This is a genomic window from Pigmentiphaga sp. CHJ604, from assembly GCF_036972535.1.
GTDB lineage: Bacteria > Pseudomonadota > Gammaproteobacteria > Burkholderiales > Burkholderiaceae_B > Pigmentiphaga > Pigmentiphaga daeguensis.
The window spans coordinates 2278935-2303562 of record NZ_CP136998.1 but is presented as its reverse complement, the minus strand read 5'-3'; the positions used below and the strand labels follow the sequence as shown (position 1 = coordinate 2303562).

The following is a 24628-nucleotide window of genomic DNA, read 5'->3' as shown; positions in this document are numbered from 1 at the left end:
CCTTCCTGCCGAAAGACGCCTCAAAAGGGCTGCTGCCGCTTCTTGTCCAGCCGCCGCAACTGCACCTGCATTTCCTTGACCGCCTGCACGCTGCCCTTGGCGGAGGCTGCCGCGATGCCGTCGGCCCAGGCCGCGCGGGCCTCGTCCTCGCGGCCCAGTGCCAGCAGGGCCTTGCCGAGCTGCTTCCACGCGGCGGCATAGCCGGCATCCAGGTCGACCGCGCGCCGCAGGTGTTCGGCGGCCGAGGCGGCATCGTCCTCTTCCAGGTAGAGATTGCCCAGCGTGAACCGCAGCAGCGCATTGTCGCGGCCGGCGGCGATCATCTTCAGGAAATTGTTCTTGTCCATGGCCTTGCGTCCATCGGCCCCGAGGGGCCGCCATGGGCAGGATAACGCGAACGGCGCGCCGCCGCTCAGTAGCGCTCGGGCACCATCATGCTGTCGGGCACCGGCCGCCGGATGTAGTCCTCGTGGCGCACGCGATGGGGCAGGTCGATGTGGGGATGGGGAATATCGTGATAGGGAACCAGGCTCAGCAAATGGTCGATGCAGTTGAGCCTGGCCTTCTTCTTGTCCACGGCCTGCACCACCCACCACGGCGCCTCGTCGATGTGCGTGCGCTCGAGCATGATTTCCTTCGCCCGGGTGTAGTCCTCCCAGCGCCGGCGGGACTCCAGGTCCATGGGGCTGAGCTTCCACTGCTTCAGGGGATCGTGGATACGGCCCAGGAAGCGCAGGTGCTGCTCGTCGTCGGTGATCGAGAACCAGTACTTGACCAGCTGTATGCCCGACCGAACCAGCATGCGCTCGAACTCGGGCACCGAGCGGAAGAACTCCTCGTACTCGTCGTCGTTGCAGAAGCCCATCACCCGCTCGACGCCGGCGCGGTTGTACCAGCTGCGGTCGAACAGCACGATTTCGCCCGCTGCGGGCAGGTGCGATACGTAGCGCTGGAAATACCACTGCGTGCGTTCGCGGTCGTTGGGCGCGGGCAGCGCGGCCACCCGGCACACCCGGGGATTCAGGCGCTGGGTGATGCGCTTGATCACGCCCCCTTTTCCCGCCGCGTCGCGGCCCTCGAAAATGATGACAACCTTGTGCCGGGTGTGCACGACCCAGTCCTGCAGCTTGACCAGTTCGGCCTGGAGCCGGAACAGTTCGCGGAAATATCGGCGGCGTGCGTCGCGGTCCTCTTCCACCCGGGCGGGCTGGCCGTCGGCGTCCCACTCGCGGTCCTCGAATTCGATCTCCAGCTCTTCGTCGTAGCTGTCGATCAGGTCGCGGTGGATGCGCTGCATCAGTTCTTCGTGGTGGTCGGAAATCGGCTGGTAGCTCATGGGGCGCTTGGAAAGGTCGGGCCAACGCCTCTTTTTGCTACACGGACATGACATGGTCATGACACCGCGGCCGAGCCTCCCTATTGCACGCGGCCGAACCACCACAGCGACAGCAGGCCCGACAGCACTGCCAGCAAGGCGCCCAGCGCGGTGAACAATGCCGTGACCTCGACCACGTCGCGCTTGTCGAACGCCAGCCGCGCACTGAGCGAGCGATATACCTTCCTGAGCTCGCCCGCGTCCTGGGCCTGGAAATACTGCGCGCCGGTCATGTCGGCCACCTTCTTCAGCACGTCCTCGTCCAGCCGCACGCGCATGGACCAGCCGTCGGCCGACAGCGTCGTGCCCTCGGGCGTCCCGATGCCCACTGTGAATATCCGCACGCCATATCCGGCGGCGACCTCGGCCGCCTTCAGCGCATCGGGCCCGGTGTTGTTCTGGCCGTCGGACAGCAGCACGATGGCCCCGGACGGGTACGAACCCGGAACCGCCGCGTCGCCCCGCCCCGCGGCTGACAGGTCCGGCGATGTCGGCCCCCGGGCGCTGCCGCCGTCCAGGAAGCGCTCGACGTCGATACCCGCATTGGGCAACACCGTTGCCAGCGCGATGATCAGGCCGCTGCCGAGCGCGGTGCCGCGCTGGGGCTCCAAGCGCTCGATGGCGGCGATCACGTCCTCGCGCTTGCGCGTGGGCGACTGCACCACGGCCGCCGCGCCGGCTACCGCGACCACCGACACGCTGACGTTGGCCGGCTGGCCGTCGACGAACTCCTTGGCCGCCCGCTGGGCCGCGAAGATGCGGGTGGGCTTGATGTCGTCGGCCCGCATGCTGCCCGACATGTCCATGGCCAGCACCACGGTCTCCAGCCGCGAGGGCAGCATCATCAGTGCCTGCGGCCGGGCCATCGCGACGATGAGCGAGCACAGCCCGAGCAGCAGCAACAGCGGCGGCAGGACGCGCCGCAGCCGGGACGGCCGGACGCTGGCGCCCACGACGTCCAGTGCGGGATAGCGCAGGGCCATGCCGCGGCGCAGGCGGTCCAGCCGCCAATAGCAGAACGCCAGCGGCGGGACCAGCACCAGCAGCCACAGCATCTTGGGCCACAGGAAAGTCAGGGCGGGCAGGTTCTCCATGCAGATGCTTCCCGGTTCAGATGTCTCGGGCCCAGGGCCCGTTCAGTCCACCCACGAGCTGGCTGCGCCGGCGGCGCAGCCGCATGAAATGCAGCAGTGCCCGGTCCAGCCGCTCGTCGGTGGCCAGTTCCAGGCAATCCACGCCCGCCTCGGCCAGGGCCTTGCGCAGCGCCGTCTCGCGCTCCGTGGCAGCGGCGGCGAAGCGCCGTCGGAAGCCGGGATCGTGGGTATCGACGAAAAGCTGTTCGCCGGTCTCGGCATCCTGCAGCACCACCAGGCCCAGATCGGGCAAGGCCTGCTCCAGCGGGTCGTACAGACGCACCGCGACGACCTCGTGGCGCTGGGCCAGCACGCCCAGCGTCTGCTCCCAGCCCGGCGCGCTGATGAAGTCCGAGACCACGAACACCACCGAGCGCCTGCCTATGGCCGACAGCGAACGCTCCAGCAGGTCGCCCAGCCGTGTCTCGCCCGACTTGCCGTCGGCCCGCAGCGCGCCGATGCGGTCCAGCACGTGCAGCACGTGGCGCCGGCCGGTGCGTGCGGGAATCGAGCCCTCGCCCTGGCCACCGTACAGGACCGCGCCGACGCGGTTGCCATAACGCGTCAGCAGCCGCGCCAGCACGGCCACGAAGCTGGTCAGCACCGCCCGCTTGCGCACGCCGGCCGAGCCGAAATCGACCGAGCCCGACAGATCCAGCAGGAACCATGCCGATACCTCGCGGTCCTCCTGGAATTCGCGCACGTGCGGCGATTGCAGCCGCGCCGTGACGTTCCAGTCGATGTGGCGCACGTCGTCGCCCGCCTGGTATTCGCGCAGGTCAGCCAGGTCCAGGCCGAAGCCCCGGAACAAGGTGCGATAGTCGCCCTGCAGTGCGCCGTCCAGGCGGCGGATGACCGTCCACTCCAGGCGGCGCAGCAGCTCCTCGGCCTCGCCCTTGGCAGGAACCGACGCGACCGCCGCGTCGTTGGCCGGCTCGGCCGGCCGCTTACTGAACCGCCGCAACCCGAACATGCGAATCCAATGGCCGCTCCGGGGCCGGCAAGGTCTGGAGGATGCGCGTGATGATCTGGTCGGACCCGAGCCCGTCGGACAGCGCCTCGTATGACAGCACCAGCCGGTGCCGCAGCACGTCGGGAATCAGGTCGACCAGGTCCTCGGGCAGCGCATAGTGCCGTCCGCGCAGGAAAGCGAGCGCGCGCGCCCCTTCGACCAGGTTGATGGTGGCCCGCGGGCTCGCGCCGAAGGTCAGGTAGCGCGACAGGTCGGACAGCCCGTAGGCCTCGGGCCGGCGCGTGGCGGCCACTACCTTCACCGCGTACTGCACGAGGCCGGGATCGACGTACACCTTGCGGCACTCCGCCTGCAATTGCGTGAGCTGCTCGGTGACCGCGACCGGCTGCACCTGCACCGGCGGCCCCGTGACCCGGTCGACGATCACGAACTCCTCTTCCTCGCTCGGATAGCCGACGATGACCTTCATCATGAAGCGGTCGACCTGCGCCTCGGGCAAGGGATACGTGCCCTCGGTCTCGATCGGGTTCTGGGTGGCCATCACGAGGAACGGCGACGGCACCTTGTGGGTTTCGCCCGCGATGGTGACCTGCCGCTCCTGCATGACCTCCAGCAGCGCGCTCTGCACCTTGGCCGGCGCGCGGTTGATCTCGTCGGCCAGCAGCAGGTTGGCGAAGACCGGACCCAGCACCGTGGAGAAATCCCCGGTGCGCTGGTTGTACATGCGCGTACCCACCAGGTCCGCCGGCAGCAGGTCCGGGGTGAACTGGATGCGCTTGAACGAGCCTCGTATGGTCTTGGCCAGCGTGTTGACGGTCAGCGTCTTGGCCAGGCCCGGCACGCCTTCCACCAGCAAATGCCCCTGGGCCAGGATGGCCACCAGCACCCGCTCCAGGAAGTGGTCCTGCCCCACCACCACGCGCTTGACCTCGTACAGCAGCCGTTCCATCAGGTTGGCGCTGTCTACGGCACTCATGGGCTTGTCGTTCATAGGCGTCCTGTCGTGGAGAGTCAGAAGGGGGGCATGCCGACCGCGCTGCCGGCGCTTTCTATCGTGGTGGCGAAGCCGATGCCGACGAAGGTCCCGGCGTTGGTCGGGTTGAGGATGGCGGTGACGATGCCGACCACCTCGCCGTTCATGTTGACCAGCGGTCCGCCGGAGTTGCCCGGGTTGGCCGCCGCATCGAACTGGATCAGCCGCGTCAGGACGTGCCGCCCCTCGGCCGAGACGAATTCGCGGTTCAGGCCCGAGACCACGCCGGACGACACCGACGGCCCGATGCCGAACGGAAAGCCCACCGCCACGACCTCGTCTCCCGGCGCGAGATCCAGGCTGGACCCCAGCGTGGCGGCGGGCAGGTCGTCGGGCACGGACTTGGCGCGGATGACGGCCAGGTCCTTGTCCGGCTGGATGGCGACCACGTCGGCATCGGCCTCGTAGCCGTCGAAGAAGGTGACCTTCAGGCGCCTGGAACCCGAGATGACGTGGAAGTTGGTCAGGATCACGCCGCTGTCGACGATGACCACGCCCGAACCGATGCTGCCTTCATGCCTGGGTGCGTTGCCTTCCTCGTTCCTGGCCGTCTGCCTGTCCTTGCCCCTGGACTTGCCGCCCGCCTTGGGCTTGGCGCCCGGAGGCGCGGCCGGCTTGGCCTTCTTCGCGCCGCCGTCCTGCGCTTCTTCCTCGTCGCCGTAACCGCGTATCTGCACCACCGACTGGCGCACGGCCTCGGCCGCCTTGGCCGGACGCGAGGGCAGGGTCTTGTTCTGCAGGGTGTGCAGGACCGCGGAATCGATGTCGTCCTGGGTCAGCTGCCTTTGTTTAGGTTGCAACAAAACGAAAACCAGGCCGCCCGCAACGACGAGCAAGGCCAGGCCGAAGAAAGCGGTGCGGTGCCTGGCCGTCCAGTTCCGGAGCCGGCCCGGCCATCCCGGCCGGCGCGCCTGATCGGCCTCGGCCTTCGGCGCGGCATCGACCGAAGGGGGCCTGGCGGTCCTGCTGTATAGGGCAACCCGTTTCATCACTACCGTCCAGCTTGGCGTTCTTCACGGAATGCGGTCCCGCGTCCGGGCGCGCCCGAATTCCCTTGGGGTATTCAAGGCTGACAGCCCGGACCGCCCCCGGTTCAATCGAACGAGGGCCCGGCCAAAATAAGGTAACACTTAAACGACGGCCATGGGCGGATACCTTTACCGCCGCAAGGGTTCATGGGCATACTAAAGACAACGTTGCACACTCCCGCGCGCCAAGGAGCACTCATGCGGTTTCTCTGGCCCGATCTTCTCTGGCTGCAGCTCCTCGTTCCCCTGCTCGTAGCCCTCTACCTGTACGCGCTGGCCCGCCGCAAGAAGGCGGCCATCCGGTATGCCAGCCTGAGCCTGGCCAAGGCCGCCATCGGTCCCGGCCAGCGGCTGCGGCGCCACATCCCGCCGCTGCTGTTCCTGCTGGCGATGTCGGCGGCGCTGCTGGCGTGCGCGCGTCCCACCGCGACCGTCACCCTGCCCTCGGACACCCTCACCGTCGTCCTGGCGGTGGATGTCTCGCGCAGCATGCAGGCCGCCGACATCGCCCCCAACCGTCTGGTGGCGGCGCAGATGGCGGCCAAGCGCTTCATCTCCGAGCTGCCGTCCAACGTGCGGCTGGGCATCGTCTCGTTCGCCGGTACCGCCGCGGTCGTGCAGACGCCCACGGACAACCGGCAGGACATGATCGAAGCCATCGATCGTTTCCAGCTGCAGCGCGCCACCGCCACCGGAAGCGGGCTGATCCTGGCCCTGTCCATGCTGTTCCCCGACGACGGCATCGACCTGGAATCGGTCATCTTCGAAACCCCGTCCGTCCGCGCCGGGCGCCGCGCCGTACCGCTCGACCAGGCGGCCGCCGCCGAGGCGGCCAAGAAAAAACAGAAGACCTTGCAACCGGTGCTGCCGGGCTCGTACACCTCGGGCACCATCATCCTGCTCAGCGACGGCCGGCGCACCACCGGCCCCGACCCGCTGGACGCCGCGCGCATGGCCGCCGAACGGGGGGTGCGCGTCTACACCGTGGGTTTCGGCACCCAGCAGGGCGCGCCCATCGGCGACGAGGGCTGGTCGTTCTTCGCAAGACTGGACGAACCCACGCTGCGCACGGTCGCGCAGATGACGGGAGGCGAGTATTTCCTGGCCAGCTCCGAGGCCGACCTGAGTTCGGTATACCGCAATCTCAACGCCAAGTTCTCGATGGAACGCAAGGAAACCGAACTCAGCGCCCTGCTGAGCGCGGCGGCGGTCGTCCTGCTGACCCTGGCCTGCGTGCTGTCCATGCTCTGGTTCCAGCGCAGCCGCTAGCGCACCGTTCCGTTGCGCCGCCGTGACAGGCCTTTGTCAGCAGATTGCAATGCGCGCCCGATATAAATCGGGACATGAATCTCGCGATCATAGGGGCCGGCTACGTCGGCCTGGTTACCGGTGCGTGCCTGGCCGACGTGGGCAACCGCGTCGTCTGCGTCGAACGCAATACCGAGCGCCTGCGCGTGCTGCGCGGCGGGGGCATCCCCTTCTTCGAACCCGGGCTGGCCGAGATGGCCGCGCACAACGCGCAGGCAGGACGCCTGGCCTTCACCGATGACCTGCCCTCGGCACTGAGCGATGCCGAGATCGTCTTCATCGCGGTCGGCACGCCGGCGGACGAGGACGGCTCGGCGGACCTGGGCCACGTGCTCGAGGCCAGCGCGGCCCTGGGCCGGGCGATCCCGCGCGACATGGTCGTCGTCGTGAAATCGACCGTGCCCGTCGGCACCTGCCACCGCGTGCAGGCACTGATCGAGGAAACCCTGCGCGAGCGCGGCGCCCCGTGGCGCGTCTCGGTCGCCTCGAACCCGGAGTTCCTGAAGGAAGGCAGCGCGGTCGACGACTTCCAACGTCCCGACCGGATCGTGATCGGCACCGAGGACGCCCGCGCGCTGCGGCTGATGGCGGCTCTGTACGCCCCCTACAACCGCAATCGCGACCGGCTGATCCACACCGACGTGCGCTCGGCCGAATTCACGAAATACGCGTCCAACGTCATGCTGGCCACGCGCATCTCGCTGATGAACGAGCTGGCCAGGATCGCCGAGAAAGTCGGCGCGGACATCGAGGCGGTGCGCCACGGCGCCGGCGCCGATCCCCGCATCGGCCACCACTTCCTGTACGCAGGCGTGGGCTACGGCGGATCGTGCTTTCCGAAAGACATCCAGGCGCTGGCCCGGCTGGCGGCCGACCATGGCGAATCGACGCCGTTGCTGGACAGCGTGCAGCGGGTGAACGAGGAACAGAAGCGCGTCATGGCGGCGAAGATACGCCGGCACCTGGGCCCGTCGCTGCACGGCCGCTGCGTCGCGCTGTGGGGCCTGGCCTTCAAGCCCAATACCGATGACATACGCGAGGCGCCCAGCCTCGCGCTGGTGCGCGAGCTGCTGGCCGACGGCGCGACCGTGCGCGCGTACGATCCGGTCGCCGCCGACAACGCGCGCCGCGCGATCGACCACCCCGGCCTGGTCATCGTCCCCAACGCGCTGGCGGCCTGCGAAGGCGCCGACGTGCTGACCGTGGTGACCGAATGGCGCGAGTTCAAGTCGCCCGATTTCCGCGGGCTGGCGGGCCGGCTCAAGTCCCGCGCGATCTTCGACGGCCGCAACCTGTACGACCCCGAATACGTGGAAAGCTGCGGGCTGGCCTACTACGGCATAGGACGCGGCGCCCGTCCCGCCCGCCCGGGGCGGGAGGACGCGGACACGCCCGCGGTCACGACCGGCTACTGGTGACGGCTTGCGCCGCGCCGGCCGCGCGCGGCCTGCGCGGCCAGGATGTCCTGCAGTTCGGCGTCCCAGGCCGGCGGATCCGAAAAGCGCTGCGCCAGGAAATCGAGCAGCGTGCGCAACGTGGGCGGCATGTGCTTGCGCGAGGTGTAGACGCCGTACAGGGTCATGTCGCGCGGCGGCGCATCGGGCAGCAGCACCCGCAGGCGTTCCGCGCGCACCAGCCCGCCCACCGCATAGGTCGGCAGCATCGCGATGCCGGCCCCGCACACGGCCGCCTCGACCAGCGTGGTCGCTTCGTTGGAGCTGATGTTCCCGCCCACCGCGACGGACACCGGCGCGCCGGCGCGAACGAAGTGCCACAGGCTCTTGCCGGTGTACGAATGGGTCAGGCAATTGTGCAGGCCGAGTTCCTCCAGCCTGCCCGGCGTGCCGTGGTGGCTCAGGTAGTCGGGCGAGGCGCACAGCACCGAGCGGCATGCCGTCAGCCGGCGCGCGATCAGGTTGGGATCGAGGTCGTTGGTGACGCGCAGCGCGAGGTCGATGCGTTCGTCGACCAGGTTGACGGTGCGGTCCGCCATGACCATGTCCACGGCCACGTCGGGGTATTGGCGGGTGTAGTCGACGATGGCCGGCGCCAGGTGGGCCTGCCCGAAGGACGTGCTCGCCGTCACGCGCAGCACGCCGCGCGGCGCGCTGTCCGGGCTGGACACGGCGGCGCGCATGTCCCCTTCCAGTTCCAGCATCTGGCGGCAGCGGGCCAGCACCTCGGCGCCGGGCGGCGTCAGGCTCAGCCTGCGCGTGGTCCGGTGCAGCAGCCGGGCCCCCACCCATTCCTCCAGTTCGGCCAGATAGCGCGAGACGGCCGGCCGGGACAATTCCAGCGCCTCGGCCGCCGCGGACTGGCTGCCCCGGTCGACTACTTCGACGAATACGCGCATCGCGCTGAGTCTGTCCATACCTGACCGGTTCCGGCAACAAATAATTCTTGATTCTACGGTTTTTACTATCGTTTTTTGTAATTATCCTGGCACCTGGCGAAAATCCGGACGCATGCGTCCCCCAAGCCCATCATGGAAACGACCAGGCTTCACTACATCTACGATCCCTTCTGCGGCTGGTGCTATGCCTCGGCCCCCTTGATGGCCGCGGCCCGCCACCTGCTGCCCGTGACCGCGCACGGCGGCGGCATGATGGCCGGCAGCAACCGACAGCCCGTGACCGACCGCCTGCGCAACTACGTCATGCCGCACGACCGGCGCATCGCGGCCATGACCGGCCAGCCTTTCGGCCAGGCCTATTTCGATGGCCTGCTGCGCGACCACGATGCGGTGTTCGATTCCGAACCGCCCATCACCGCCATCCTGGCTGCACTCGACGCGGGCGGCGAAGGACGCGACCTGGACCTGCTGGCCCGGCTGCAACGCGCCCATTACGTGGAAGGCCGGCGCATCGCCGACGCCGGGGTGCTGACCGAGATGGCGGCCGACATCGGCCTGGATCGGCCGGCCTTCGAAGCCGCCTATGCGGCGCGCAAAGGCCAGCCGACACGCGACCACATCGCCGAAAGCCGCGCCCTGCTTGCCCACGCCGGCGGCCAGGGCTTCCCGACCTTCGCGCTGGAACGCAATGGCCGCTACCGGCTGCTGGATACCGGCCGCTACCTTGGCCGCGTCGACGAATGGCGCGCGGCGCTGGCCGGGCTGATCGACTAGGGCCTACAGGTATTTGGCCAGGAACGCTTCCATCGCGGCGTAGAACTCGAACTGGTTCTCCTCGTTGTGGAAGCCGTGCCCTTCGTTGTCCTTGACCATGTATTCGACTTCCACGCCACGCGCGCGCAACGCGGCCACGATCTGGTCGCTCTCGTCCTTGTTGACGCGCGGGTCCTTCGCCCCCTGCGCCACGAACAGCGGCGCCTTGATGCGGTCGACGAAGAACACCGGCGACGCCGCGTGCAGCATGTCCTTGTCCCGCTCGGGATCGCCCACCATCTCGTGCATGGAATCCAGGAAAGGCTTCCAGTACGGCGGAATGGTATTCATGAACGTGAAGAGGTTCGAGACTCCCACGTAGTCCACGGCCGCCGCGTACAGGTCCGGCGTGAAGGCGATGCCCGCCAGCGTCGCGTAGCCGCCGTAGCTGCCGCCGTAGATGGCGATGCGCCCGGGGTCGGCGATGCCTTCGCGCTTGAGCCATTCGACGCCGTCGGTGATGTCGTCCTGCATGGCCCGGCCCCACTGCCTGAACGAGGCCTCCCAGAACTTGCGCCCGTAGCCGGTCGAGCCCCGGAAATTCATCTGCAGTACGGCATAGCCGCGGTTGGCCAGGAACTGGACTTCGGGGTTGTAGCCCCAGGTATCGCGCGCCCACGGCCCGCCATGGGGATGGATGACGACCGGCAGGTTGCGCGGCGTCACGCCCACCGGCAGCGTCAGATAGCCGTCGATCTTCAAGCCATCGCGGGCGGTATAGCGCACGGGCTTCATCGGCGCCATGTCGCGTTCCAGCAGCCACGGCTGGATCTCGCCCAGCTTGGTCAGCTTGCGCGAGGCGGCGTCGTACAGGTAGCGCGCTCCCTGGGTGCGGTCGTTGTAGGCCGCCACGACGAAACGTGTCTCGTCGCGCGTCTCGCTCTGCAGCGCGACCTCGTAGCCGCGCAGTTGGCTTTCCAGGTCGGCGTAGATCTCGGCGGTGGCCGGATCAAGCACCTGGCGCTGGGCCTTCCAGGTCACATAGCCGATCTCGGTCAGGACCTTGCGCCGGTGCGAGTAGGCCAGCCCCGAGACGTCGACCTCGGGATGCTCGAATATCAGCGCGCCTTCGCGCGCGGTGTGCGGATCGAATTCGAACAGCGCGGCCTTGTCCCGGCCGCGGTTGGAGCTGACGTAGATGCGCTTGTTGTCGAACGTGAAGAATAGCGGCGCGACGCTTTCCTTGAAATCCGTGGTCAGGATGGGGCGGAACTCCTCGGCCTCGGTATCGCGATAGAGCAAGGTATTGTTGACCCCGTCCGTGGCCACCGCCAGCCTCAGCCGGCCATCGTGGTCCGTGGCCCAGCCGGTGATGTTGCCGGGGTTCTGCGCGATCAGCTCTTCCTTCCCGGTGGCCACCTCGACGCGGAACACGTCGAACACCTGGGGGTCCCGCCGGTTGTGCGACAGCAGCACGTGCGCGTCGTCGTCGATCAGGTCGTCCACCACGTCGGCCCGCACGCCGTCGTAGGGGGTGAGGTCGGTCGGTTCGGACGCGCCGTCCAGCGGCACCGACAACAGGTGGAAGTTCTCGTCGCCGCCGAAATCCTTGACGTACAGGATATGGGCCGGCCCCTTCCAGAGGAACCCGCCCACGTCCCGCTCGGCTTCCCCGGTCAGCGCCCGCGCCGGGCCGGTGGGGACGCCCTGCTCGTCCAGCGCCTGCACGTGGACGTTCTGGCGGCCCTGGGCAGGCGCCAGGAAGGCCAAGTGCCGGCCGTCGGGCGAGATGCGATAGCTGGAACGTTCCGGTTTGCGGAAGAAATCGCGCACGTCGTAGCGCTTGACGAGCCGTATGGCGGAAGTGGAGGTCGAGGTCATGGCGCGGTCCGCGGGGAAAGGAAGGAAAGGATCGGAAAACATAGCACAGCGACACGGCGCCATCCGCCGCCCCCGGCCTTCGCAGCATTCTGTTTCAGTCGTCCGGAACACCGGACGTGATATACCCTCCAATACATACCGACGGCCTCCGGCCGCCGTCCGTCCAGGGAGATTCCATGCTCGACTCGCGCCCCGCCCCCCAAGCCCTCGCCCCGATCCGCCACCGCCTGGCCTGGCTCGCCTGCTGGGCCACCGCGCTGGCCCTCGCCTTCTTCGCCGCCGGCCAGGCCCGCGCGCAGGCGCCCGACCCGCAGGACCCGCCCAACGTGATCATCCAGAAGGCTGCCAACAACGTGCTGGACCGCATCCGCAAGGACCAGGAGCTGAAATCCGGCTCGCCCGAGAAGATCAACCAGGCGATCGACGAACTGATCCTGCCCTACGTGGACTTCGAGAAGACCACCCGGCTGGCGGTGGGCCGCTATTGGCGCCAGGCCACGCCCGAGCAGCGCAGCTCGCTCGTGAAGGAATTCCGCAACATGCTGGTGCGCACCTACGGCGGGTCGGTCTCCGCCATCACCCCGCAGGCCCGCGTCGACATGCGCCCCTTCCGCGCCGAGCCCAACGCCACCGACGTCGTCGTGCGCACCACGGTCACCGACGGACAGCGCGACCCCATCCCGGTCGACTACCGGCTGGAGAAAAGCGCCCAGGGCTGGAAGATCTACGACCTGAACGTCATGGGCGTCTGGTTCATCCAGAACTATCGCGACCAGTTCGCCTCCATCGGCTCGCAGGGCGGCGTGGACGCCATCATCAAGGCGCTGCAGACCAACAACCAAAAAATGAGTACGGGTAGATAACCCCCCTACGCCCTTACGGGCGCCCCCCAGGGGGCGATGCGGGTGGACCGGCGGAGCCGGATCCACCGCATCCTGGGTCTCTGTGGGGCTGTCTCGGTGCGGAGCGCCGTATTCTTGCGTCCCCCAAGGGCGGGGGGGGATATAATATTTTTTTGTTTGCCGCACTGATTCATGCCTCCACGCGCCGGTAACGTCTTCATGGTCGTCGCGCCCAGCGGCGCCGGCAAGTCCAGCCTGGTCAACGCCCTGCTCAAGGCCAGACCCGAAATCCGCTTGTCCATTTCCTGCACTACCCGCCCGCCCCGGCCGGGCGAGACCGACGGCAAGGAATACCACTTCGTCAACGTGCCCGCCTTCGAGAAGATGCAGCGCGACGACGACCTGCTCGAATGGGCCGAGGTACACGGGAATTTCTACGGCACGCCGCGCAGCTGGATCGAGCGCCAGACCGAGGCGGGCAACGACGTCCTGCTGGAAATCGACTGGCAGGGAGCCCGCCAGGTGCGCGCCAAGTTCCCCGAAGCCATAGGCATCTTCATTCTTCCACCGTCCATCGAAGCCCTGGAAACGCGGCTGCACGAACGCGGCCAGGACGAGCCCCACGTGATCGCGCGGCGGCTGCTGGCGGCGGGGGGCGAGTTCGCGCATGCCCCCGAATTCGAATATGTTATTATTAATCAAGACTTTAGCGCAGCCTTGGCCGACATGACGACGATCGTTACCGCCGCCAGGCTGCGTTTTCGTTCTCAGGCAGCCCGGCATGCCAGCCTGTTTTCGCAACTGGGCATTCCGCAAACTTCCGCACCGCTTTGATTCGCGTCCAGTACGCACAGCTTTCAGGGACCCTCATGGCACGTATCACCGTAGAAGACTGCTTGAAGCAAATTCCGAACCGGTTCAAACTGACCCTCGTGGCGACCTATCGCGCCCGGCAATTGGCCCAGGGCCACGCCCCCAAGCTCGATAGCAAGGACAAGCCGACCGTGACCGCGCTGCGAGAGGTCGCTTCCGGGGTGACCGGAGTGGAAATGCTGAAAAAGGTCCCCACCTGATTGACAAGACCATGATGGTCTTGCCGCCGGCACGTATGCCGGCGATGCCCGGAGCGGCCCGGTCCTCCCGGGGACGCTCCTCCTGAGGCGACCATGGGATTTCCAGTCTCTTCCTCGCGTCCCGGAAGCAATTCCGGGACACCGACAGCAGTTGCTGCCGCCGCCGGCGCACAGGCGCTTGCCTCAGCCGGTCCGGCGCCGGCCCCCGCCGGCGTGTCGTTCGCCCCGCTGGCCGAAACCATTTCGCAGTACCTGAGCCCGGAAGACGTCCGCCGGGTGCGCGAAGCCTACCGTTTCTCCGACGAAGCGCACCTGGGCCAGTTCCGCGCCAGTGGCGAGCCCTACATCTCGCACCCCATCGCCGTCACCGAAATCTGCGCCGCCTGGAAGCTGGATGCGGCGGCGCTGATGGCCGCCCTGCTCCACGACGTCATGGAAGACCAGGGGGTCACCAAGCAGGAGCTGATCGAACGCTTCGGCACCGAGGTCGCCGACCTGGTCGACGGACTGTCCAAGCTGGACCGGCTGGAGTTCGCCAGCAAGGCCGAGCAGCAGGCCGAGAGCTTCCGCAAGATGCTGCTGGCCATGGCGCGCGACGTACGCGTCATCCTGATCAAGCTGGCCGACCGGCTGCACAACATGCGCACGCTGGGCGCCGTCAGCCACGAGAAACGCCGCCGCGTGGCGCGCGAAACGCTGGAGATCTATTCGCCCATCGCCCACCGCCTGGGGCTGAACATCATCTACCGCGAACTGCAGGAACTCTGCTTCGAGGCGATGTATCACCACCGCTACATGGTGCTGCGCAAGGCGGTGCTGGCCGCGCGCGGCAACCGCCGCGAACTGGTGGGCAAGATCCAGGAAGCCGTGCGCGCGGCGCTGCCCGCCGCCGGTATCGAGGCCGAGGTCAACGGCCGCGAGAAGAACCTGTACGGCATCTACACCAAGATGCTGGAGCAGAAGAAATCGTTCTCGGAAGTGCTGGACATCTACGGCTTTCGCATCGTGGTCAATTCGCAGCCCGAGTGCTATCTGGCGCTGGGCACGCTGCACCAGCTGTTCCGGCCGGTGCCGGGCAAGTTCAAGGACTACATCGCCATTCCCAAGGTCAACGGCTACCAGTCGCTGCACACGACGCTGGTGGGCCCCTACGGGACGCCGGTCGAGTTCCAGATCCGCACGCGCGACATGAACCAGGTGGCCGAGAGCGGCGTGGCGGCGCACTGGCTGTACAAGACCTCCGACGTCGACCTGAACGACCTGCAAAAGCGCACTCACCAGTGGCTGCAATCGCTGCTGGACATCCAGCGCCAGACCGGGGACAGCAGCGAGTTCCTCGAACACGTCAAGGTGGACCTCTTCCCCGATGCGGTCTACGTCTTCACGCCCCGCGGCAAGATCATTTCGCTGCCGCGCGGCGCCACGCCCATCGATTTCGCCTACAGCATCCACACCGACGTGGGCAACCAGACGGTGGCCGCCAAGGTCAACGGCGAGTTCGTGCCGCTGCGCACCGAGCTCAAGAGCGGCGATGCGGTCGAGATCGTCACCGCCGAGCATTCCCGCCCCAACGCCCAGTGGCTGAACTTCGTGCGCACCGGCAAGGCGCGCTCGGAAATCCGCCACTACCTGCGCACGGTCAAGTACGAGGAATCCGTCAGCTTCGGCGAACGTCTGCTGGGCCAGGCGCTGAAATCCATGAACATGCCGATGCCGGACAGCACCGACCCGATCTGGGACAAGCTGGCGCGCGGCAGCGGCGCGCGCTCGCGCGACGAGATCCTGGCCGACATCGGGCTGGGCAAACGGCTCGCTGCGGTGGTTGCGCGCCGCTTCATGCCCGAGGGCGATCCCATCTCGACCACCGCCGAGCAGGTGGAACGCTACACGGAACAGGGCACCGCCTCGCCCATACGCATCCAGGGCAACGAAGGCCTGGCCGTGCAGCTGGCGCCCTGCTGCACGCCCATCCCCGGGGATGCCATCGTCGCCTACGTGCGCCTGGGCCACGGCCTGGTGGTCCACACCGAAGACTGCCCCAATGCCCGGCGCCAGCGCGCCCGCGAACCGGAACGGTGGCTGGACGTCGCCTGGGACGACCAGACCTCGCGCCACTTCAACGTCCGCATCGATGTCGTGCTGCGCCAGGAGCGCGGAGTGCTGGGCCGCGTGGCGGCCGAGATCTCGGCCTCGGACGCCAACATCACCCACGTCTCCATGCAGGACGAGGCGTCGTCCACCGTGGCGGTGCACTTCACCATCCAGGTGGAAAGCCGGCAGCACCTGGCCCAGGTCATCCGCCACCTTCGGCGCGTGCCGCAGGTCCAGCGCATCATCCGCGTCAAGGGCTGACCGGCCCGCTACTGCGGCGCCGGATCGGGATAGCGCACTTCCAGGATTTCCAGTTCATCCACACCCGACGGCGTGCGCAGCACGACCGTGTCGCCTTCGCGCGCCTTGATCAGGGCGCGCGCCACGGGCGAGATCCAGCTGATCCGCCCTTGCAGCGGTTCGGCCTCGTCCACGCCCACGATGGTCACGGTGTGCTCCTCGCCGGCGCGGTCCATGTAGGTGACCGTGGCGCCGAAGAACACCTGGTCACGATTGGGCTGCGCGGAGGTGTCCACCACTTCGGCGATGTCCAGGCGGCGGGTCAGGAAGCGCATGCGGCGATCGATCTCGCGCAGGCGCTTCTTGCCGTACAGATAGTCCCCATTCTCGGATCGGTCGCCATTGGACGCGGCCCACGACACGATCTGGACCACGGACGGCCGCTCCACGTTCATCAGGTGGACCAGTTCCCCGCGCAGGCGCGCGTAGCCGTCGGGCGTCATGTAATTGCGTACCCCGGCCGGCAGGGCCAGGTGCTCGGGCAGGTCGTCGTCCTCCTGGCCCTCGGATTCTTTGACAAAAGCCTTGTTCATGGAGCTCAAAACCAGTCGTGCCAGATGGGCGTCAGGTGCGCGGGCAGGGGCGGCAGGCAGCCCAGGTCTACCCGGCTTTCCTCGGGACCGTGGAAATCCGAGCCGCGCGAAGCCAGGAAGCCGTAGCGCACGGCGACCTCGGCGTACTCGCGGTATTGGTCGGGCGTATGGCTGCCGGTGACGACCTCGATGCCGACTCCGCCCAGTTGCAGGAATTCGTCGTACAGCGCATGGAACTGCAGCGGCGTGTAGGGATAGCGGCCCGGGTGGGCGATGGCAGCCACGCCGCCGGCGCCTCGTATCCACCCCACGGCATCGAGCAGCGTGGCCCAGCGCATGGGCACGTAGCCGGGCTTGCCTTCCACCAGGTAGTTCTGGAAGACCTCGCCCACGTCCTTGCACACGCCGCGCTCGACCAGGAAACGCGCGAAATGGGTGCGGCTGATGAGTTGCGGGTTGCCGACATGGACCAGCGCCCCCTCGAAGGCGCCCGGGATGCCGACCGCTGCCAGTTGCGCCGCCATTTCGCGGGCGCGGCGCTCGCGGCCGGAACGGGTGTCGCGCAGCCCCTCGACCAGGACCGCGTCATCGGGATCGACGCCCAGGCCCACGATGTGGACCGTTTCGCCGGCCCAGGTGACCGAGATTTCCACCCCCGGGACGAAGCGCATCCCCAGTTCCCGCGAGGCCGCCGCGGCCTCGTGCAGTCCGCCGACCTCGTCGTGGTCTGTCAGCGCCAGCACGTCGACGCCGTTGCGGCGTGCACGCGCCGCCAGGCCGGCCGGCGGCAGCATGCCGTCCGACACCTGGGAGTGGCAGTGCAGATCGACGTTCAGGGCGGGTTCCATGTTCACATTGTAGGACGGCCGTCCGGCACCGTCGCCGCCCGCGCCAGGAAATCTGCTACGAGTTGCGCCACCTCGTCCGGACGCTCCTGATGCAGCATGTGGCCGGCATCCTCCACCAGCGCCCGTTGCAGCGAAGCAACGCAGGCCAGCCTGTCCTCGTAGCCCGGTTCGGCCCAAGCCCTGGCGCGGACGGCGCTGTCTGCCGCCTCGACCCACAGCACCGGCGCCGCGATCCCGCGCCAGCAGGCCAGCACCTCCTCCAGCCGATAAAGAACGCGATTGACGATCTTGTGGGCGGGATCGGCGCGCAGCCGCCACCGTTCCCCGTCGGGGCAGCCGTTCTCGCGGGCCAGGAAAAGCGCTTTACCGGCGTCCAGCCCGGGATTGTCCCGCATCAGGCGCTGGGCGTAGGTTTGCGGACTGTCGTAGTCCGCCAGCCGCGCGCCGGCCGCGATCTGGTCCAACCACTGGCGCAGCCTGCCCGGCGCCGCCTCGGCCGGCTGCGCCGCCAGGCCCAGCCCTTCCAGGTTGACCACTGCCGCCACCCGGTCGGGGCGCACGCCGGCATACAGCATCGCCATGTTGCCGCCCATGCTGTGTCCCAGCAGCAAAAGCGGGCCGGAAGGCGAAAGATGACGGCAAAAAGCGTCGAGATCGCCCAGGTATTCGCCCACCTCGTAGGAATCTCCCCCACCCCATTGCGTCCTGCCGAAGCCGCGCCAGTCTGGCGCCACGATATGGAACCTGCGAGCCAGCCGGTCGGCCACGAACTGGAACGAAGCCGACGAGTCCATCCAGCCGTGAAGGGCCAGCAGCAACGGGGCGCCATTGTCGCCCCAATGACGAAAATGGTGACGCAAACCCCGAACTTCCAGATACTCCGATCGCGGGGCGACTAGCGGCTCGTACATGATCATTTATCGACAATTAGGGGAAATTGAGGGAAAACCCGCGAAAAACGCGGGCCGGAGTGGTGCCCTGCTCCTGCGCCGGCAGCACCAAAGCCATTGCGGTTATCGGTCAGGTCAGTAATGATTGCCATATAACGCAGCAAACCCCGTCCGCCGACCTGGCCGGACCAGATCCTGAATCCAGCGGAGGGTTATGGAAGACCAGTACCAGGCACTCTACACCACGTTCCGTTGGTGGGTCCCGCAACGCCTGAACATCGCCGATGTCTGCTGCCGCCGCTGGACCGTCACCAGCGCCGATGCCCGCCGCATCGCGATCTACGCGGAAGATGCCGAAGGACGGCGCGAAGTCTGGACCTACGGCCGCCTGCACGAATACGCCAACCGTTTCTCCAATGGCCTGCGCCGCATGGGCGTGCAACGCGGCGACCGCGTGGCCATCGCCCTGCCCCAGCGCCCCGAAGCCATCGTCGCCCATATCGCCGTCTACCAGATGGGCGCCATCACCGTTCCGCTGTCGGTCGCGCTGAACGCCCAGACCTACGAACAGCGGCTGCGCGACAGCGAAGCCCGGATCGCCATCGTCGACGGCGCCGCGGCCGCGGCACTGCTGCCGGCCACCGAGCATTGCCCCCTGCTGCGCCAGACGGTCGGCATCGACCTGGACGACGAGCGGGTCCTTTCCTGGCGCACGCTGCTCGCTCGCCAGGAAAGCGCCTTCGACATGCATCCCACCTCGGCCTCGGACCCCGCGCTGCTGCTTTATACGGCGGGCGCGGGCAGCGTGCCCAAGGGCGTGGTCCTGCCCCATGCCACCCTGATAGGCAACCTGCCCGGCTTCGTGGCCGCCCAGAACTGGTTTCCCCAGCCTGCCGACGTCCTGTGGACGGCATCCGAATGGGGCAGCCCCCACGGCCTGTTCGGCGCGGTCCTGCCGGGCCTGTATTTCGGCCAGCCGATGGTGGGTATGCGCCGGCCGCCGGATCCCGAAGCCACGTTCGCCCTGCTGGAACGCTACCGCGTCACCAACGTCGCCCTTACCACCCGCGACCTGCGGCGGCTGCTCAAGGCCGTGCCGCGCCCCGCGGAACGCCATCGGCTGGCCCTGCGCGCCATCACGGCCACCGATACCTCGCTCGGCGCGGCGCTGTTCGAACAATGCAGGGCCGCGCTGGGGATCGAACCCAACGAAACCTTCAGCCAGGTCGAGATCGGCACGATCATCGGCCAAAGCAGCCAGAAATGGCCCGCCCGGGCGGGCAGCCTGGGCAAGCCCTACCCCGGCCACCAGATCGCCATCGTCGACGCGCTGGGCCGGCCGGTCGCCACCGGAGAACACGGCGAGATCGCCGTCAATCGCTACGACATCCACGGCCATCCCGATCCTTCCTTCTTCGCCGGCTACTGGCGGGGCGAGGAAACCGGGCGCCCGGTCAGCGGCACCTGGCACCGCACGGGCGACCTTGCCCGGCAGGATGCCGACGGCTACCTGTGGTACGTGGGACGCCTGGACGAGATGTTCCAGCTGGGCAACCGCCTGGTCGCGCCGGGACCGATCGAGGACTGTCTGACCCGGCACCCCGACGTGGCCGAGGCGGTGGTCGTGCCGACGCCGGATGGCAGCGGCATCAAGGCCTATGTCGTCGCCCAGGCTGTGCCGGAACAGGACAAGGCCGCCCGCGAGGCAGCCCTGCGGGAGGCCCTGCTGGCGCATGCCTGCGGCCAGTTGGGCACGGACGGCGCGCCCAAGGACATCGAATTCGTCGAAGCCCTGCCGCTGACGCCGTCCGGCAAGATCCGGCGCCAGGCGCTCAGGCAGATCGAGGACGATCGCGGCCGGAAATGGCCGACTGCTCCAGCGAGCGCAGCTCCGCTTCCGTGAAGCCGGCCGCCCGGCGGGCGGGAAGATTGAACGGCCCGAACTGCCCCGGCGCGTCATGGCGCCGGGCCAGCACCGCGTAATGGTCCACGGGATCGACGCCCTCGCGCTCGCACAGATACCGGTACCAGCGATTGCCGATGGCCACGTGGCCGATCTCGTCGCGCAGGATGATGTCCAGGATGCCGGCCGCCGCCTCGTCCCCGGCCCCCGCCAGCTTGGCCCGTATCGCCGGGCTCACGTCCAGGCCCCGGGCTTCCAGCGTGCGCGGCACCAGCGCCATCCGGGCCAGCGGATCGAGCCGGGTCCGCTCGGCCATCTGCCATAGCCCGTCGTGGGCCGGAAAATCGCCGTAGGCGTGGCCCAGGATGCGCAGGTGGTCGGCCAGCAGCGAGAAATGCAGGGCTTCCTCGCCGGCGACCTTGAGCCAGTCCAGGTAGTACTCGTCCGGCATGCCGGCGAAACGCCAGACCGCATCCAGCGCGAGGTTGATCGCGTTGAACTCGATGTGGGCCAGTGCGTGCAGCAGCGCCGCCCGCGCCTCGACCGAGGCCACTCCCCGTCCCGGCACGTCGCGCGGCGACACCAGCGGCGGCCGCGCCGGCCGGCCGGGCACTCCCACGGGCTCTTGCAAGACGCGGCCGGCGTCCACATATACAGGCGTGGCTGCCAATTCGCGGGTGCCGGCGGCCTTCCCGGCGGGATCATCCAGGACCAGCAGCGCGCAGGCGGCCTGCCGCAGTTCCAATTCAGCAGTCATGGGGTGCATTGTAGAATGGCCGGTCCAGGCGCCCGCTGCTGCCCCATTTTTTTCCGAGGAAGCCGTCTTGTCCGACCAACTCAAGAAATACCTGTTCGAGGACCAGACGGTCCGGGCCGAAGTCGTGTCCATACGCGATACCTGGAGGGAAATCCAGGCACGGCACGACTATCCGCCCGCCATCCAGAAGCTGCTCGGCGAACTCGTCGCGGCCAGCGCGCTGCTGGCCGCCAACATCAAGTTCAACGGCACCGTGGTGCTGCAATTGCAGGGCGACGGCCCCATCGGCCTGGTCGTCGTGGAATGCCACGCCGACCTGGGCATGCGGGCGACCGTCAAGCTGCGCGAAGGCCACGCGGTACCTGACGACGGCACGTTCCAGAGCCTGCTGAACCCCCACGGCGGCGGCCGCTTCTCGGTGGTGCTGGATCCGCAGGACCGCCTGCCCGGCCAACAACCCTACCAGGGCATCGTCGCCCTGCAGGGCGAATCGGTGGCCCAGGCGCTGGAACACTACATGCTGGCCTCCGAGCAGTTGCAGACGCGCATCTGGCTCGCCGCCGACACCGGCTGCGCCGCCGGCGTGCTGCTGCAACAGTTGCCCCGCCAGGGCGGCAAGACGACGACCGACCCCGCGCCGGCCTCGGTCGCGGAAGACACCTGGGAACGCGCGCAGATCCTGGCCGAGACGATCAAGTCCGAGGAATTGCTGACGCTGACGCCCGACGCGCTGATCCGGCGCCTGTACTGGCAGGAGACCCTGCGCACCTTCGAGCCGGCGGGCGTGTCGTACCGCTGCACCTGCTCGCGCGAAAAAGTGGCCGACGTGCTGCTGCGCCTGGGCAAGGAGGAAATCGACGACATCCTGGCCGAGCAGGGCCGCGTCCAGATCAACTGCGACTACTGCGTGAAGAGCTTCGAGTTCGATCCGGTCGACTGCGCGGAACTGTTCGCCAACGCGTCGGCCAAGGTGCGGCACCAGAGCGAGGCCCGGCACTAGAGCCGGAACCAGGCGGCGGCGGTCCGCCGTGGTTCCCACAATCGACGTGCCGGCCGCGCGCAGGCACGCTGGAGGGCCCGCAATGACCCTCCGCCCATGCCTTCCCTGCTTTCCCAGCGCGGCGCCGCCATGGCCGAATTCACGGTCGTCGCCATCCCCCTGCTATTGACGGGCCTGGGGGCCTTCGAAACGGGCCGCTGGCTGCTGACACGCCAGGCCGTCGGCTATGCCCTGTTCGAGGCCGCCCGGGCCGGAACGGCGGCGCATGCCGATCCGGCCGCCATGGCCCAGGCTTTCGAACGCGCCCTGTCCCCCGCCTTGGGCACCCCCGCCCTGGCCAGTCCGGGCGACCAGTCGGCCGCGGCAAGGGCACGCATGGCGGGCTGGGCCCGCCATCATGGCCTGCCGATGGCGCGGATCGAACAACTCAGCCCGACTGCCGCCAGCTTCCAGGACTTCCCGGCCGGACGCGCGGCGGGACCGCGCGAACTCGACTACGACTATCAGCGCCTGCACCACGACACCGTCTACTTTTCGCGCTACCGCGGCGGCATCGGCCCACGCTCGGGCCAGACGCTGTTCGACGCGAATACGCTCGTGCTCCGGCTGACCTACCTGCACGCCCCCTACCTGCCGGGCATGCGCGCGCTGCTGCGGTCGCTGGCGAACGCTTCGGAAACCGATGATTACGTCAGGCGGGCCCGCGCCGCGGGGCTGCTGGTGATACGCCGCGAGATCGCCATGCCCATGCAGTCGGCGGCACGCGAGCACGGCAGGAACCGGGACATCCTGGCGCCGTAGGGTCTGTTCCCGCTAAAGGCCGCTCGCACAGGCCGGGAATGGGCCCTGTGAATGGTCCCTGGCGTCAGCGCCGGTCGGGTGTGGAAGCCGCCGGCCGGGCGGCCGGCTGGGCGGCGCTGGCCGGCACGGTGCCGGCCGGCGGGGTGTCGACGATCTGCACGAAGGCCTCGTTCTGGCGCAGCATGCCGAGCTCGTAGCGGGCCCGCTCCTCGATGGCGTCGGTCCCGCTCTTCAGGTCGCGCACTTCGGCGTCGAGCGCGACGTTGCGCGTGCGCAGCTCGTCATTGGTATGGCGCTGGGCGTCGAGCTGGCGCTCGAGTTCCCAGGTGCGCAACCAACCGCCCTTGCCCAGCCAGAGCGGATACTGGATCAGCACCAGCAACAGGGCGATTATCAGCGTGAGCAGGCGCATGGAGGCTCTTCCGTGGACCGCGCCGCACAAGGCGGCGCGGCCGCGCGCATCAGCGCAGGTTGTAGAAAGCCTCGCGGCCGGGGTAGTGGGCGACGTCGCCCAGGTCTTCCTCGATCCGCAGCAGCTGGTTGTACTTGGCCATGCGGTCCGAGCGCGACATCGAGCCGGTCTTGATCTGCAGCGCGTTGGTGGCGACGGCGATGTCGGCGATGGTCGTATCCTCGGTCTCGCCCGAGCGATGCGACACCACGGCCGTGTAGCCGGCACGCTTGGCCATCTCGATCGCCGCGAAAGTCTCCGTCAACGTGCCGATCTGGTTGATCTTGATCAGGATCGAGTTGGCGATGCGCTGCTCGATGCCGCGCTTGAGGATGCTGGTGTTGGTGACGAACAGGTCGTCGCCCACCAGTTGCACCTTCTTGCCCAGTTGCTCGGTCAGGTACTTCCAGCCGTCCCAGTCGTTCTCGGCCATGCCGTCCTCGATCGAGACGATGGGGTACTTGTCGCACCAGGTGGCCAGCATGTGGGTCAGTTCCTGGGCGCTCAGGGTCACGCCCTCGCCTTCCAGGTGGTACTTGCCGTCGCGGAAGAATTCCGAGCTGGCGCAGTCCAGGCCCAGGGCGATCTGGCTGCCGGGCTCGTAGCCGGCCTTCTCGATGGCCTGCAGCACGAGCTGGATGGCCGCCTCGTGGTTCTCGACGTTGGGAGCGAAGCCGCCCTCGTCGCCCACCGCGGTGGACATGCCCTTGTCATGGATGAGTTTCTTCAGCGCGTGGAACACCTCGGCGCCCATGCGCAGCGATTCGCGGAAGCTGCTGGCGCCCACCGGCAGGATCATGAATTCCTGCATGTCGAGGTTGTTGTTGGCGTGCGCGCCCCCGTTGATGACGTTCATCATCGGGACGGGCATGCTCATCGCGCCGCTGCCGCCGAAGTAGCGGTACAGGGGCAGGCTGCATTCCTCGGCGGCGGCCTTGGCCACGGCCATGCTGACGGCCAGCATGGCGTTGGCGCCCAGGCGCTCCTTGTTCTCGGTGCCGTCCAGTTCGATCAGCGTGCGGTCCAGGAACGCCTGCTCCTGCGCATCCAGGCCCATCAGCGCTTCGGCGATCTCGGTGTTGACGTTCTCGACGGCCTTGAGCACGCCCTTGCCCAGGTAGCGCGACTTGTCGCCGTCGCGCAGCTCGATGGCTTCGCGCGCGCCGGTGGACGCGCCCGACGGCACGGCGGCGCGGCCCATCGCGCCCGATTCCAGCAGCACGTCGCACTCCACGGTGGGATTGCCGCGGGAGTCGATGATCTCGCGCCCGATGATGTCTACGATTGCGCTCATAGGAGTCC

24 protein-coding genes are annotated in these 24628 nt (G+C 68.0%); 10 read left to right on the top strand and 14 right to left on the bottom strand.

Annotated features, from left to right (window positions below; all coding sequences use genetic code 11):
- Positions 1-20 precede the first annotated feature (20 nt).
- The 6 genes from R4823_RS11115 to R4823_RS11090 form a co-directional block, all read right to left on the bottom strand.
- A complete protein-coding gene (locus R4823_RS11115) occupies positions 21-347 on the bottom strand; it encodes a tetratricopeptide repeat protein (protein WP_087839456.1) in 327 nt (108 codons plus the stop codon).
- Between the two features lie 65 nt (positions 348-412).
- Positions 413-1336 carry a polyphosphate kinase 2 gene (ppk2, locus tag R4823_RS11110; protein WP_087839455.1) on the bottom strand — a complete coding sequence of 308 codons (924 nt, stop codon included), beginning with the start codon at positions 1334-1336 and terminating at the stop codon, positions 413-415.
- Between the two features lie 80 nt (positions 1337-1416).
- A complete protein-coding gene (locus R4823_RS11105) occupies positions 1417-2469 on the bottom strand; it encodes a VWA domain-containing protein (protein ID WP_087839454.1) in 1053 nt (350 codons plus the stop codon).
- A 16-nt stretch (positions 2470-2485) separates the two neighbouring features.
- Positions 2486-3481, bottom strand: coding sequence for a DUF58 domain-containing protein (locus tag R4823_RS11100; RefSeq protein WP_087839453.1), 996 nt, complete (start codon positions 3479-3481; stop codon positions 2486-2488).
- Positions 3456-4472: a MoxR family ATPase gene (locus R4823_RS11095; RefSeq protein ID WP_087839452.1), complete on the bottom strand. Its 1017-nt coding sequence runs from the start codon at positions 4470-4472 to the stop codon at positions 3456-3458. Before R4823_RS11095 ends, R4823_RS11100 begins: the two co-directional genes overlap by 26 nt.
- 20 nt (positions 4473-4492) lie before the next feature.
- Positions 4493-5503: a trypsin-like peptidase domain-containing protein gene (locus tag R4823_RS11090; RefSeq protein WP_087839451.1), complete on the bottom strand. Its 1011-nt coding sequence runs from the start codon at positions 5501-5503 to the stop codon at positions 4493-4495.
- Positions 5504-5740: 237 nt separating this feature from the next.
- Here R4823_RS11090 and R4823_RS11085 point away from each other — a divergent pair, with 237 nt between their 5' ends.
- Together R4823_RS11085 and R4823_RS11080 are read left to right on the top strand one after the other, a co-directional pair.
- Positions 5741-6811, top strand: coding sequence for a VWA domain-containing protein (locus tag R4823_RS11085; protein WP_087839450.1), 1071 nt, complete (start codon positions 5741-5743; stop codon positions 6809-6811).
- A gap of 74 nt (positions 6812-6885) precedes the next feature.
- Positions 6886-8268, top strand: a complete 1383-nt coding sequence (locus R4823_RS11080) for a UDP-glucose/GDP-mannose dehydrogenase family protein (RefSeq protein WP_087839449.1) — start codon at positions 6886-6888, stop codon at positions 8266-8268.
- Here the strand turns inward: R4823_RS11080 and R4823_RS11075 are convergent.
- Entirely contained in the window at positions 8259-9221 is a 963-nt protein-coding gene (locus R4823_RS11075) for a LysR family transcriptional regulator (protein WP_087839448.1), read from the bottom strand. The two genes, R4823_RS11080 and R4823_RS11075, sit on opposite strands and share 10 nt — an antisense overlap.
- Positions 9222-9335: 114 nt before the next feature.
- On the opposite strand from R4823_RS11075, the gene R4823_RS11070 reads away from it, so the two are divergent.
- Positions 9336-9977 carry a protein-disulfide isomerase gene (locus R4823_RS11070; RefSeq protein ID WP_087839447.1) on the top strand — a complete coding sequence of 214 codons (642 nt, stop codon included), beginning with the start codon at positions 9336-9338 and terminating at the stop codon, positions 9975-9977.
- Between the two features lie 3 nt (positions 9978-9980).
- Here the strand turns inward: R4823_RS11070 and R4823_RS11065 are convergent, their stop codons facing one another.
- Positions 9981-11837 carry a S9 family peptidase gene (locus R4823_RS11065; protein ID WP_243724563.1) on the bottom strand — a complete coding sequence of 619 codons (1857 nt, stop codon included), beginning with the start codon at positions 11835-11837 and terminating at the stop codon, positions 9981-9983.
- Positions 11838-12013: 176 nt separating this feature from the next.
- On the opposite strand from R4823_RS11065, the gene R4823_RS11060 reads away from it, so the two are divergent.
- From R4823_RS11060 to R4823_RS11045, 4 genes are all read left to right on the top strand, one after another.
- Positions 12014-12700: an ABC transporter substrate-binding protein gene (locus R4823_RS11060; RefSeq protein ID WP_338618650.1), complete on the top strand. Its 687-nt coding sequence runs from the start codon at positions 12014-12016 to the stop codon at positions 12698-12700.
- A 171-nt stretch (positions 12701-12871) separates the two neighbouring features.
- Positions 12872-13513 carry a guanylate kinase gene (gene gmk / locus R4823_RS11055; protein WP_087839444.1) on the top strand — a complete coding sequence of 214 codons (642 nt, stop codon included), beginning with the start codon at positions 12872-12874 and terminating at the stop codon, positions 13511-13513.
- Between the two features lie 35 nt (positions 13514-13548).
- On the top strand, positions 13549-13752 hold the full coding sequence (gene rpoZ / locus R4823_RS11050) for a DNA-directed RNA polymerase subunit omega (protein ID WP_087839443.1): 204 nt from the start codon (positions 13549-13551) through the stop codon (positions 13750-13752).
- A gap of 213 nt (positions 13753-13965) precedes the next feature.
- Positions 13966-16104: a bifunctional (p)ppGpp synthetase/guanosine-3',5'-bis(diphosphate) 3'-pyrophosphohydrolase gene (locus R4823_RS11045; protein WP_243724562.1), complete on the top strand. Its 2139-nt coding sequence runs from the start codon at positions 13966-13968 to the stop codon at positions 16102-16104.
- Positions 16105-16112: 8 nt separating this feature from the next.
- Here the strand turns inward: R4823_RS11045 and greB are convergent, their stop codons facing one another.
- Genes greB through R4823_RS11030 form a run of 3 tightly spaced genes read right to left on the bottom strand, consistent with a single transcriptional unit; the run spans position 16113 to position 18342 of the window.
- The gene (greB, locus tag R4823_RS11040; protein WP_087839441.1) at positions 16113-16676 is read right to left on the bottom strand and encodes a transcription elongation factor GreB; all 564 of its coding nucleotides are present in this window, start codon (positions 16674-16676) and stop codon (positions 16113-16115) included.
- Between the two features lie 5 nt (positions 16677-16681).
- Complete coding sequence (locus R4823_RS11035) at positions 16682-17530, bottom strand: 3',5'-nucleoside bisphosphate phosphatase (protein ID WP_338618647.1); 849 nt, start codon at positions 17528-17530, stop codon at positions 16682-16684.
- Complete coding sequence (locus R4823_RS11030; protein WP_254914617.1) at positions 17527-18342, bottom strand: alpha/beta hydrolase; 816 nt, start codon at positions 18340-18342, stop codon at positions 17527-17529. Before R4823_RS11030 ends, R4823_RS11035 begins: the two co-directional genes overlap by 4 nt.
- Positions 18343-18628: 286 nt before the next feature.
- On the opposite strand from R4823_RS11030, the gene R4823_RS11025 reads away from it, so the two are divergent.
- Entirely contained in the window at positions 18629-20317 is a 1689-nt protein-coding gene (locus tag R4823_RS11025; RefSeq protein WP_087839438.1) for an AMP-binding protein, read from the top strand.
- On the opposite strand, the gene R4823_RS11020 is transcribed toward R4823_RS11025, so the two are convergent.
- Positions 20247-21074 (bottom strand): ferritin-like domain-containing protein, encoded by an 828-nt coding sequence (locus R4823_RS11020; protein WP_087839437.1) that lies wholly within the window; start codon positions 21072-21074, stop codon positions 20247-20249. The two genes, R4823_RS11025 and R4823_RS11020, sit on opposite strands and share 71 nt — an antisense overlap.
- Before the next feature lie 67 nt (positions 21075-21141).
- Between R4823_RS11020 and hslO the strand changes: the two genes are divergently transcribed.
- Complete coding sequence (gene hslO / locus R4823_RS11015) at positions 21142-22074, top strand: Hsp33 family molecular chaperone HslO (RefSeq protein ID WP_087839436.1); 933 nt, start codon at positions 21142-21144, stop codon at positions 22072-22074.
- Positions 22075-22170: 96 nt separating this feature from the next.
- Complete coding sequence (locus tag R4823_RS11010; protein WP_087839435.1) at positions 22171-22875, top strand: TadE family protein; 705 nt, start codon at positions 22171-22173, stop codon at positions 22873-22875.
- 64 nt (positions 22876-22939) lie between these two features.
- On the opposite strand, the gene ftsB is transcribed toward R4823_RS11010, so the two are convergent.
- Both ftsB and eno read right to left on the bottom strand, forming a co-directional pair.
- Positions 22940-23287 carry a cell division protein FtsB gene (ftsB, locus tag R4823_RS11005; protein WP_087839434.1) on the bottom strand — a complete coding sequence of 116 codons (348 nt, stop codon included), beginning with the start codon at positions 23285-23287 and terminating at the stop codon, positions 22940-22942.
- Between the two features lie 49 nt (positions 23288-23336).
- Complete coding sequence (gene eno / locus R4823_RS11000; protein WP_087839433.1) at positions 23337-24620, bottom strand: phosphopyruvate hydratase; 1284 nt, start codon at positions 24618-24620, stop codon at positions 23337-23339.
- Between the last annotated feature and the right edge of the window lie 8 nt (positions 24621-24628).